This window comes from Bacteroides sp. CAG:189 (genome assembly GCF_000432295.1).
Lineage (GTDB): Bacteria > Bacteroidota > Bacteroidia > Bacteroidales > Bacteroidaceae > Bacteroides > Bacteroides salyersiae.
This window is the reverse complement of sequence record NZ_HF991072.1, coordinates 17,457-29,019: the sequence shown is the minus strand read 5'-3', so window position 1 is coordinate 29,019 and position 11,563 is coordinate 17,457. Positions and strand designations below refer to the sequence as shown.

Genomic DNA, 11,563 nt, shown 5'->3' with positions numbered 1-11,563 from the left:
TCAGCAGGAATTTCCTGATTCCGGGTAGGCATCTCTTGTAGCAGAGTTTCGTCAATTTTGAGTTCGTTACGTCCCTGTTCGAAAGTAATACCGAAAACGTCTTTATGCTCGATGGGAGCGGGGCGATATGCAAGATCTATTTTGATGATATTGTAAGTCCCTTTCCGTTTATTGCGTAAAATTTCCAATGCTTCAGGCGTATAATCGGGAGCAATGACTCCATCGGATACTTCCCGGTTGATAAGGCGGGCTGTTTCTACATCGCAGGTATCGGATAAAGCGATGAAATCACCATAAGACGACATACGGTCCGCACCACGGGCACGGGCATAGGCAGTAGCCAAAGGTGAAAGCGGAAGATCGTCTACAAAATAAATCTTTTTAAGTGTTTCGCTCATCTCTATTGCTACGGCGGCGCCTGCAGGACTGACGTGCTTGAAAGATGCGGCTGCCGGAAGTCCGGTAGCTTCTTTCAGTTCTTGTACTAACTGCCAGCTATTGAATGCATCCAGCAGATTAATGTATCCGGGGCGTCCGTTTAATACTTCGATAGGCAGTTCGCCTTCTTTCATGAAGATACGGGCCGGTTTTTGATTGGGATTGCAGCCGTATTTCAATGCTAATTCGTTTGCCATGAGAATGAATTTGAATTATGATTTATAAATTATGATTTGTCAGTTGAACGCAAAATTACTAAAAAATGGTGATTGGCGGACTATACTTATCAGTAAATAATAATTCATAAATCAGAATTCGTAATTCATAAATCTCCAAAATACCTATAAATGGGGATTGCGCGCGCGCGAAATTATCCGTTTCTTTGCACTCGTAATATATAATAGGTATAATATGGATAGATTACAAAAATACAAGCCCTCTGATAAAATGATTGATCTTATCAGTGATAATTACTCTTTATTGCAGGTTATGAGTCGTTTTGGGCTTTCGTTGGGGTTCGGTGATAAAACCGTGAAGGAGGTTTGTGAAATGAACGGGGTGGATTGCCGTACTTTTCTTGTCGTGGTGAATTTTATGGCCGAAGGCTTTTCACGCATGGATGGAGAAACGGATGAGTTATCTATCCCGGCATTGGTAGACTATTTGCGCCAGGCCCACATCTATTTCCTTGATTTTTGTCTGCCTGCCATTCGGCGTAAGCTGCTGGAAGCCATCGATTGTTCGGAAAATGATGTCTCTTTTCTTATATTGAAATTTTTCGACGAATATATGCGTGAAGTACGCAAACATATGGAATACGAAGAAAAAACCGTATTTAAGTATGTAGATGCTTTGCTTCAGAACAATGCGCCGAAAAATTATCAGATCAGCACTTTCTCGAAACATCACGATCAGGTGGGAGAGAAGTTGACGGAGTTGAAGAACATCATTATTAAATATTGTCCGGCCAAAGCGAATACGAATTTGCTTAATGCTGCCTTGTTTGATATCTATGCTTGTGAGGAGGGACTCGAATCGCATTGCAAGGTAGAGGATTATATATTTGTTCCTGCTATTCTGAATTTGGAAAGGAGGATGATGGATCATGAAAAATAATGAGACAATCCGGGTAGCTGTTGCCGAGAATTCTGTGATTATCCGTAGCGGGCTTACTTTAGCGTTGAAACGTTTGCCCAATTTGAAAATTCAGCCGGTAGAGCTTTTGTCCGTCGAAGCCCTGCATGATTGTTTGCGTACGCAATATCCCGATATATTGGTAGTGAATCCCACATTCGGTGATTATTTTGATGTAGCTCGTTTCCGTGAAGAAACAACTGGAAAAGGTATCCGGGTTGTGGCATTGGTAAGCTCGTTTATCGATGCCACGCTATTGAGTAAATACGATGATTCCATCTCTATTTTTGATGATTTGGAAACGCTCTCCAATAAGATTATCCGTTTGCAGAATATTGCACCCGATGATGAAGGAGACGGACAGGAAACTCTTAGCCAGCGGGAGAAAGAAATCGTAATTTGCGTAGTGAAGGGAATGACAAATAAGGAGATAGCAGAGAAATTGTTTTTATCTATACATACGGTCATTACTCATCGTAGGAATATCAGCAAGAAATTGCAAATACACAGTGCTGCCGGCTTAACGATCTATGCTATTGTGAATAAGCTGGTTGAGTTGAGCGATGTGAAAGATTTATAACCATAAAATTGTGTTATAAAATATAAAACCGTTTGCGGACACGGAAAAAAGCTGTATCTTTGCAGTGCAATTGGGAAATTGCTATTAGTTTAAAAGGTAAAAAAGAAAATTTAAGGTATTAGATTTAAGGTATTAAATAAGAACTTCAATAGGTAAATAGAGGTAAAGGATTTGAAAAGGATAACAATAATAGGTAGTTGAAGTTTTTTTAGGTAAAGAAAAGATTAGTATTCAGGAAAAAAGAGGTAACAAAAAAAAGAAAAGCCTATTGGCTTTTCTTATGGGAGGCGAGGGATTCTTAAAAAAGAATTTGCTCGTTTTTTTTATTTTTTAATTATTCCGGTTCATCCGATAGTATTTCGGTCATTTTCTTATGAATTCAGTGGGAAAATCGCACATCTGATTTTAACATTGTTAATCCGGTTTCCGGCATATTGTTTCTCCTTTCACAGAAGATTAATTTCTTGTTTATAAAGAAGCGTATTCTTAATGGTAAAAGATAGTATTTAACACAGTCTTAAATACGTATTCTTGCAGGTAAAGAATATCAGTTCATTTGTTAGATAAATGAATGATTAATTCTTTGATATACAGTGATTAATGTCGTTTGCAATCATCTTTCCGCATCAAAGGTTCCTCATCGGTTCAAAAAACGGTCTCTGCTTATATTTATCAAATTAGCAACTTGAGATGGGAGAATTGAAATTCTCCCATCTCCCTTTATTTCTCTCCCTTTATTCTATTTCTTGTATATCAGTTTGTTACCCCCTCCTTCGCCAAAGAGACTGTCGCCCAATGTAGTGATTTGGTCCCCTGTGGCCACTACGTAGCGAAGATTGTCACACCCCATAAATGCACCGAACTCGATAGCTGTCACACTGGGAGGTAATTCTACAGTACCGCATAATCTGCCGCAGTTACTGAATACGCGCTGTCCGATTACTTTCAGTCCGTGAGGTAACTTTATCCGTAGCAGATATTTTTTTTGGGAGAAGGTGAAGTCGGGTATGGATACGGCATTGGTCTTTGATATATCTACGGCAACCAGATTGGGCATATAGTCTCTTATCAATTTAAAGTCGTTATTGTCCAGCTTCCCTTCTACTGTGAGGAAGTTTATGTCTCTGGGTTGCAATCCTGCTCTTTGGATTTCACTTTCTAATGTGCCCATTGCTCCTACTTGCAGGGTGACCTCCTGTGGCTCTCCTTCAATAAAGGCGAATGATTTCCAATTGTTTTTCAAACGATATTCATCGCTACTACCTAAGGGTACGAAAATGGCAGTAATACTGTCTGCTAATCCTTCCGGCAACAAGTTGGGCGGTGTTTTCTTTTTAATCTGGCAGATGGCAAGATTGTCACAACCTTTGAAAGCGGCGTCTTCTATGTTTTTAGTCTTTTCTGAAAGAATGACTTTCCTCAATGAGAGCTTTCCTTTGGCTTGTCCGTTTTCTACCCGGCAAAAAGCATAAGCAGGGATAAAGTTGGGCATATATACATAGATTTTATCGGGGTATGTTCCGCCCTTACCGGTATACATTTTGATTTCCGCATTAGAGATATCCAGTACTTCTAAGTTTTGAAACTCGTCGCGGAGGTGTTTGAAGTCTTCTGCATTGATTTTTCCTGTTAGGGTGAGGTGAGTAATGCTATTGGCCTCGTCTTCTGTCATTAGAGAAATCAATGTTCCTGCTTTGGGAACAAAATATTGTTTACTAACTGGTTGTGCCGCTACGTTCAGCGCTGTTGTAGCTAATAATATACCTATAAATAAATGTTTTATTTTCATGATTGAAGTTTTATTCAGACAAATATACAGAAAAAAGAGAGATTGAACCGGCCTTTTTGATTTTTATAGTTATTTTTGCTTTCGGATTAACAATTTATAAAATGGAACAAGAAGATATTCAGAAAAAAGAATCTAAAGGGGCTCACGTGCTTGTAAGCTTATCTGTCTATGTGGTGGCATTTTTATTTCTTTCCGTGGTTTTCTCGATGTTGGGGTATATCGTCATCGGACTTCCCGGAACGAGTTCGCTTACTCTTTCCCAGTATGCGATTATTCAGTCGGCCACATTATTGGCGGCGGTTCTTCCAGCATATTTTATTCTTAAGTATTTTGATCATCGGCCGTTATCAGACTTGGGGCTCAGCATCAAAGGGCGTGGAAGAGATATCCTGTATGGATTATTGGCTGCTGTGGTTTTATATGGTGTCGGTTTTGGGCTTTCGTTGTTATTGGGAGAGGTGAAAGTGACGGGAGTACAGTTGAGTGTGGTTGATTTGGCCGGTAGCTTTGGTGTTTTTATTCTGGTTGCTTTAACGGAAGAGATAATGGTACGTGGATATATTTTGGGACGTTTATTACGGACACGGCTTAATAAATTTCTTTCTTTGGGAATTTCTTCTGTCTTGTTCTCTTTGATGCATTTCTTCAATCCGAATGTTGCCTTTTTGCCTTTATTGAATTTGGTGTTGGCGGGATGCCTGTTAGGAGTTACTTTTCTTTATACACGTAATTTATGGTTTCCCATTTCATTGCATCTGTTTTGGAATTGGCTGCAGGGGCCGGTTTTGGGGTATAAAGTAAGCGGTACTATACTATGTTCTTCTTTGTTGCAGTTGCAATTTCCGGATAATAACATTTTGAATGGGGGGGATTTTGGATTCGAAGGTTCTATTATCTGTACGGTATTAATGATTCTGATGACGGGATGCATCATTTGGTATTTTGAAAGAAAAAAACAGATGTCTTTTTAGTTTTTAGACAAAAGAACAGAAGAACATATTTGATTTCATTTTTTTTGTTCTCCTGTTCTTCTGTCTAAAAAAATATAGGACGTTACCTGATGTATGGAGAAATCGTGTTTAGTTTTGTTCTACACCGATCATGGTCAATTGTATCCGTTTTCGGGCATAATCTACACTTAGGATTTTTACCATTACATGCTGGTGAATGGACACCACTTCCGTCGGGTCAGAGATGAAACGTTCGGCAAGCTGTGAGAGATGCACCAATCCGTTCTCTTTAATACCTATGTCTACAAAGGCACCGAAGTTAGTAATGTTGCCTACGATACCGGGAAGTATCATCCCCTCGCGCAGGTCATCGATTGTACGCACGTTTTTATCAAATTCAAAAGCTTTGATTGTCTGACGCGGGTCACGTCCCGGCTTCTCAAGTTCCTGCATGATGTCTTGCAAGGTCGGCATACCTACTGTGGAAGTCACGTATGCCGATATATTAATTTTTGTACGTAATTCTTTATTACCGATCAATTCTGCAACACTGCATTTCAAATCTTTTGCCATCTGCTCTACGATGCAATAGCTTTCGGGATGTACGGCAGTATTGTCCAACGGATTCACGGCTTGTGGAATGCGGAGGAATCCGGCACATTGTTCGAAAGCCTTTGCGCCCATACGCGGGACTTTCATCAACTCCTTGCGTGAACCGAAAGCACCGTTTTCCGCACGATAGTTTACGATATTCTGTGCCAACTGCGGACCGAGCCCCGAAATATACGTCAACAAGTGGCTGCTGGCTGTATTCAGATTTACACCTACCAGGTTTACGCAATTTTCCACTGTCTGGTCGAGTGCTTTCTTAAGTTTACTCTGGTCTACATCGTGCTGGTATTGTCCTACACCGATTGATTTCGGATCGATTTTTACCAATTCGGCAAGTGGGTCCATAAGGCGGCGTCCGATGGATACGGCACCGCGTACGGTTACATCATATTCCGGAAATTCATCACGTGCTATTTTGGAGGCAGAATAGATCGATGCCCCTTGTTCGCTGACAACGAATACCTGTAAAGGACGGTCGAACTGCTGGGTGGTAACGAAATATTCCGTTTCCCGGCTGGCCGTACCATTACCGATGGCAATTGCTTCTATCTGATAAGCTTCCACCATCTTGCGGAGTTTGGCGGCTGCTTCTTTTTTCTTTTCTACCGGTGGATGCGGATAAATGTTTTCGTTGTGTAGCAGATTGCCTTGTGCGTCCAGGCAAACGATCTTGCAACCTGTACGAAAACCGGGGTCTATGGCCAATACCCGTTTTTGTCCCAATGGAGGGGCGAGCAGCAGTTGGCGCAGATTTTCTACAAACACGCGAATGGCTTCTTCATCGGCTTTTTCTTTCGTGATGGCGGCAAATTCTGTTTCAATGGATGGTTTGAGTAAACGCTTATATGCATCCTGTACGGCTTCTGCTACTTGGCGGCCGCATTCGTTGTTGCTGCGAACAAACTGGCGTTCGAGCCTTTCGATACATTCCTCGTCATCCGGACTGATGGATACTTTCAACATCCCTTCGGACTCTGCACGACGAATGGCCAGCAGGCGGTGGGAAGTGCAACGTTTCAGAGGTTCGGAGAACTCAAAATAATCGCGGTATTTAGCTGCCTCTTCTTCTTTGCCCTTCACTACTTTGGCGCTGATTACGGCTTGCCGGCTGAACTGATTGCGTATGGCGTTACGGGCTCGTTCGTCTTCATTCACCTGTTCGGCTATAATATCACGTGCACCCTTCAAGGCATCTTCTATTGTTTTCACGTCTCCTTTCACGAAGGAGCCGACTTTGGCTTCGAGGTTGTTTTCACGTTGCAGCATCAGTGTTACGGCAAGTGGTTCGAGGCCTTTTTGCCGGGCAGCTTCCGCTCTGGTTTTTCGTTTGGGTTTGTACGGCAGGTAAATGTCTTCCAATTCAGTGGTATCCCAAGTATCGTCGATACGTTTTTGCAGCTCGGCGGTTAATTTGCCCTGCTCGCTGATCGTGCTGAGGATGGTTTCTTTACGTTTGGCCGTTTCGCAAAGTTTATCGTATTGGTTTTTAATATTTTCTATCTGTACTTCGTCCAGGCCTCCCGTTACCTCTTTACGGTAACGGCTGATAAAAGGGATGGTAGCGCCGTCTTTTAGTAAATTCAGAGTGTTGTTGATCTGCTTTTCCGATATATTCAGGGCGGCAGAAATCATTTTGTGAAATAATTCCATAATTGCTTTTATAATGATTTGCTGACAAATGTACGTATTAATCTTCTATTGGATACTAATTTTTAGTATATTTGCGGCAACAAAATACATGCAATAAGAATTATGCTGTCATTTACCAGATATGTTTTCTCCTGTCTCTTTACCATCGTCTTTTTTTTGCCGGCGGTGGCTTATGCAGCTCAGGATGCACAGTCTATTCTGATCATTTGCTCTTATAATCCGGCCGCTCATCAAACTTCCGTCACCATCTCCGATTTCATGGATGAATATACCAAATGTGGCGGGAAATACAATATAGAAATTGAGAATATGAACTGCAAGAGTTTCTCTGAATCTCCCAAATGGAAAGGGATGATGCAGCAGATACTTTCCAGATATAAAGGAAATGAACGTCCGGAACTCATTATTTTATTAGGGCAGGAAGCTTGGGCGGCATATTTGTCACAAGAAGACTCGCTGGTGGCAAACATACCTGTCATGTGTAGTCTGACAAGTCGCAATGCGGTTATTCTGCCGGAAGATACTACTGACTTAAAGGAATGGATGCCCGAAACGGTGGATTTCTTTTCGGATCATTTGGGGCATCGAAGGGTAAAGTCCGGTTTTATATATGACTATGACATTGAAGGTAATATTCGTATGATTTTGCATTTTTATCCTGATACACGTCATATCGCTTTCATTTCGGATAACAGTTATGGCGGAGTTGCCATGCAGGCACTTGTCAGGGAGGAAATGAAGAAATTTCCCGGACTCGATCTGATATTATTGGACGGGCGTTCCAATACGATTTATAGCATTATGGATAAGTTTCACCATTTGCCGGAGCATACGGCGGCGATGGTAGGAACCTGGCGGGTGGATATGAATGAGAGTTACTTTATGAGGAATGCCACTTATATGATGATGGAAGCTAATCCTAATGTTCCGGCTTTCGCTCCGGCATCGGTAGGGTTGGGGTATTGGACCATTGGCGGAGTGATTCCTGCTTATCGTCCATTGGGACGTGATATGGCTCGTGAGGCTATCCGTAAATTTGCCAATCCCAATGATACAGCTTGTCATGTGGAAGTGATAGGCAGTAAAAACGTACTTGATTATAAGAAAGTAAAAGAGCTGAAACTGGACGTAAAGTCTTTTCCTGCCGATATGGAAATTATCAACCAGCCGGTTTCGTTCTATCAACAATATACTTATCAGATATGGGCTGTTTTTGCAATCCTGATGATTTTGATAGGCGGACTTGTGGTTTCTCTTTTCTTTTATTTCAGAACCAAGCGTTTGAAGGATGACTTGGAGAGATCGGAAGTCGATTTGCGTGATGCAAAAGACCGTGCAGAAGAGTCTAATCGTCTTAAAAGTGCTTTTTTGGCCAATATGAGTCATGAAATCCGTACACCTCTGAATGCTATCGTAGGTTTCTCTGATGTGTTGACCGACGAAGGTATTTCCAATGAAGAAAGAGAATCTTATTCGGAGATTATAAAATCCAACTCCAGTTTATTGCTGCGGTTGATTAATGACATACTCGATCTCTCTCGTCTGGAAGCTGATAGAGTACAAATGACTTGTGAGGCGTGTGATGTGATTCAAGTGTGCCGGCAAGTGCTGACTTCCGTTGATTTTTCCCGTAAATCGAATAATAAATTTGTATTTGCCAGCGATTATGAGAGTTTTGTATTGACTACGGATGTGCAGCGTTTGCAGCAAGTTATAATTAATTTATTATCCAATGCGGCTAAGTTTACTCAAGACGGGGTTATAACATTGGGCTTTTCGGTGGACGGGGAACAGAAGTTTGCACTCTTTTCCGTAACCGATACCGGTTGTGGAATCCCGAAAGAGAAGCAGAAACTGGTATTCGAGCGTTTTGAAAAATTGAATGAATATGCACAGGGCACAGGATTAGGGCTTTCCATTTGTAAACTTACCGTTGAAAAATGGGGAGGAGAGATATGGGTTGATCCGGATTATACCGGAGGTGCCCGCTTTGTGTTCTCAATGCCCGTGTCGGAGTAGTTTTGTTGCATATTGGAATTTGAATGATATTTTTCGGAAAAAGTTTGCTTTTATTTTTGTCGTATTGTTTGGCTTTGCTCTGTCGTTGACAGCGCAGGAACGTGAAGTAAAACTGAAAATCGTACAGACCAGTGATGTACACGGTAATTATTATCCTTATAATTTTATAACTCAAAAGGACTGGGCCGGCAGCTTGGCGCGTGTTCATGCTTTTGTACGGAAAAAACGGGAAATTTATAAAGATAACCTTATTTTGCTGGACAATGGTGATATTTTGCAGGGGCAGCCCACTGCTTATTATTATAATTATATAGATACGGTTTCGCCTCATCTTTGTGCCGAAATGATGAACTACATGGGCTATGATGCGGGCAATATGGGGAATCATGATGTGGAAACCGGCCGCCGGGTGTTCGACCGTTGGATCAGTGAATGTAACTTTCCGGTATTAGGAGCCAATATTATTGATACGGCTACCGGTGAAACTCATTTAAAGCCTTATAAGGTGATGGAACGCGACGGAGTGAAGATAGTCGTATTGGGCATGATTACGCCTGCCATTCCTGCATGGCTGTCAGAGAATTTATGGAAAGGACTGCGTTTCGATGATATGGAGCAGACTGCAAAAAAGTGGATGAAAATTATCCGTGAAAAGGAAAAACCGGATCTTGTTATCGGATTGTTTCATGCCGGGCAGGATGCTTTTTTAATGTCGGGTAAATATAATGAAAATGCATCGTTGAGCGTTGCGAAGAATGTTCCCGGATTTGATATGGTATTGATGGGGCATGATCATGCGCGCGAATGCAAAAAGATTGCGAATGTGGCAGGAGATTCTGTATTGATTATCGATCCGGCAAGCAATGCGGCGGTGGTGTCTAATGTTGATGTGACGATAAAGCTGAAAGACGGGAAAGTGCAGAGTAAAGAGATAAAAGGGGTTCTTTCTGCTACGAAGAATTATGGTGTCAGCGAAGAATTCATGCAGAAATTCGCTCCTCAGTACAATACAGTGGAACAGTTCGTATCCAAAAAGATAGGGACTTTTACCGAAGACATCTCTACCCGTCCGGCTTTTTTCGGTCCGTCGGCTTTCGTTGATTTCATTCACTCGCTGCAACTCGATATTTCCGGTGCAGACATCTCGCTGGTTGCTCCTTTATCATTTGATGCGGAGATTAAGAAAGGGGATATTCATGTGAGCGATATGTTCAATCTTTATAAATATGAGAATATGCTCTATGTGATGACACTCTCGGGAAAAGAAATCAAGGATATTCTTGAAGACTCTTATTATATGTGGACCAATCAGATGAAATCTCCGCAAGATCATTTGTTGTGGTTTAAGGAAAAACGTCGCGAAGGAGCGGAAGATCGGGCATCGTTTCAAAATTTCAGTTTTAATTTTGATTCGGCAGCAGGAATAATCTATACGGTAGATGTGACCAAACCGAAAGGAGCGAAGATCACGGTTGTCAGCATGGCGGATGGCGCACCGTTCGATTTGAATAAAGTATATAAAGTTGCTTTGAATTCATATCGTGGCAATGGGGGAGGAGAACTTTTGACTAAAGGTGCCGGTATCCCCCAAGAACAATTAAAAGACCGTATTATTTTTTCCACGGACAAAGATCTCCGTTTCTATCTGATGAATTATATTGAGAAGAAAGGGACACTCGATCCCCGTGCATTGAATCAATGGAAATTTATTCCTGAAGACTGGACGGGGCCGGCGGCAAAAAGAGACTATAAATACTTATTTAATGATTAGTGATTTTGTGATAAGTGATTAGTGTCATTCGGCATCATAACGCAGCCTGCCAATCACTTATCACTAACCGTTTGTCACTAATCATTTATCGCTTATCACTTATCACTAAATCATTAATCACTAACTGCGTGGCTGAGAATTTGAATATTATATCCGGTAGCAAGGAAGAACAGTATGCTTCTTTATTACCCCAGATAAAGTCTCTTATTGAGGGAGAGACAGATCTGATCGCTAATTTGGCTAATGTGACTGCGGCTTTGAAAGAAACTTTTCATTTCTTTTGGGTGGGTTTTTATCTGGTGAAAGAGGATGAGTTGGTGCTTGCACCTTTTCAGGGGCCGATAGCTTGCACGCGTATCCGAAAAGGAAAAGGGGTGTGCGGGACGGCTTGGCGGGAAAAGAGGACTTTGGTAATACCGGATGTCGATGCGTTTCCGGGACATATTGCTTGCAGTTCTCTTTCACGATCAGAGATTGTAGTGCCTTTGATGAAAGAAGGTGAAGTGTGGGGAGTTTTGGATATCGATAGTGAGTTATTGGGTATGTTCGATGAGATTGATAAAGAATATCTTGAACAACTTTGCGGCTATTTATGAATCTATTGTTAAAATAGTCATTTT

8 protein-coding genes and 1 pseudogene are annotated in these 11,563 nt (G+C 41.6%); 6 read left to right on the top strand and 3 right to left on the bottom strand.

Going from position 1 to position 11,563, the window contains the following annotated elements; translation table 11 throughout:
* Positions 1–635: pseudogene (locus QVP90_RS09975) on the bottom strand (phosphoribosylaminoimidazolecarboxamide formyltransferase); the annotation flags it as partial.
* 214 nt (positions 636–849) lie between these two features.
* Between QVP90_RS09975 and QVP90_RS09970 the strand changes: the two are divergent.
* A complete protein-coding gene (locus tag QVP90_RS09970) occupies positions 850–1,554 on the top strand; it encodes a hemerythrin domain-containing protein (RefSeq protein ID WP_025819322.1) in 705 nt (234 codons plus the stop codon).
* On the top strand, positions 1,544–2,152 hold the full coding sequence (locus tag QVP90_RS09965) for a response regulator transcription factor (RefSeq protein WP_005923136.1): 609 nt from the start codon (positions 1,544–1,546) through the stop codon (positions 2,150–2,152). Before QVP90_RS09970 ends, QVP90_RS09965 begins: the two co-directional genes overlap by 11 nt.
* 739 nt (positions 2,153–2,891) lie before the next feature.
* Here the strand turns inward: QVP90_RS09965 and QVP90_RS09960 are convergent.
* Positions 2,892–3,941: a leucine-rich repeat protein gene (locus tag QVP90_RS09960; protein WP_005923135.1), complete on the bottom strand. Its 1,050-nt coding sequence runs from the start codon at positions 3,939–3,941 to the stop codon at positions 2,892–2,894.
* Positions 3,942–4,042: 101 nt separating this feature from the next.
* Between QVP90_RS09960 and QVP90_RS09955 the strand changes: the two genes are divergently transcribed.
* Entirely contained in the window at positions 4,043–4,912 is an 870-nt protein-coding gene (locus tag QVP90_RS09955) for a CPBP family intramembrane glutamic endopeptidase (RefSeq protein WP_021936322.1), read from the top strand.
* A 108-nt stretch (positions 4,913–5,020) separates the two neighbouring features.
* Here QVP90_RS09955 and QVP90_RS09950 read toward each other — a convergent pair whose 3' ends face one another.
* Positions 5,021–7,153 (bottom strand): Tex family protein, encoded by a 2,133-nt coding sequence (locus QVP90_RS09950; RefSeq protein WP_005923133.1) that lies wholly within the window; start codon positions 7,151–7,153, stop codon positions 5,021–5,023.
* A 102-nt stretch (positions 7,154–7,255) separates the two neighbouring features.
* Here QVP90_RS09950 and QVP90_RS09945 point away from each other — a divergent pair, with 102 nt between their 5' ends.
* The 3 genes from QVP90_RS09945 to QVP90_RS09935 all read left to right on the top strand — a co-directional run bounded on the left by QVP90_RS09945 (position 7,256) and on the right by QVP90_RS09935 (position 11,539).
* Positions 7,256–9,172 carry a sensor histidine kinase gene (locus QVP90_RS09945; RefSeq protein ID WP_007480550.1) on the top strand — a complete coding sequence of 639 codons (1,917 nt, stop codon included), beginning with the start codon at positions 7,256–7,258 and terminating at the stop codon, positions 9,170–9,172.
* Positions 9,173–9,200: 28 nt separating this feature from the next.
* Positions 9,201–10,943 carry a bifunctional metallophosphatase/5'-nucleotidase gene (locus tag QVP90_RS09940; RefSeq protein WP_441293875.1) on the top strand — a complete coding sequence of 581 codons (1,743 nt, stop codon included), beginning with the start codon at positions 9,201–9,203 and terminating at the stop codon, positions 10,941–10,943.
* Positions 10,944–11,071: 128 nt separating this feature from the next.
* Positions 11,072–11,539 carry a GAF domain-containing protein gene (locus tag QVP90_RS09935; RefSeq protein ID WP_005923130.1) on the top strand — a complete coding sequence of 156 codons (468 nt, stop codon included), beginning with the start codon at positions 11,072–11,074 and terminating at the stop codon, positions 11,537–11,539.
* The last annotated feature ends 24 nt before the right edge of the window (positions 11,540–11,563 follow it).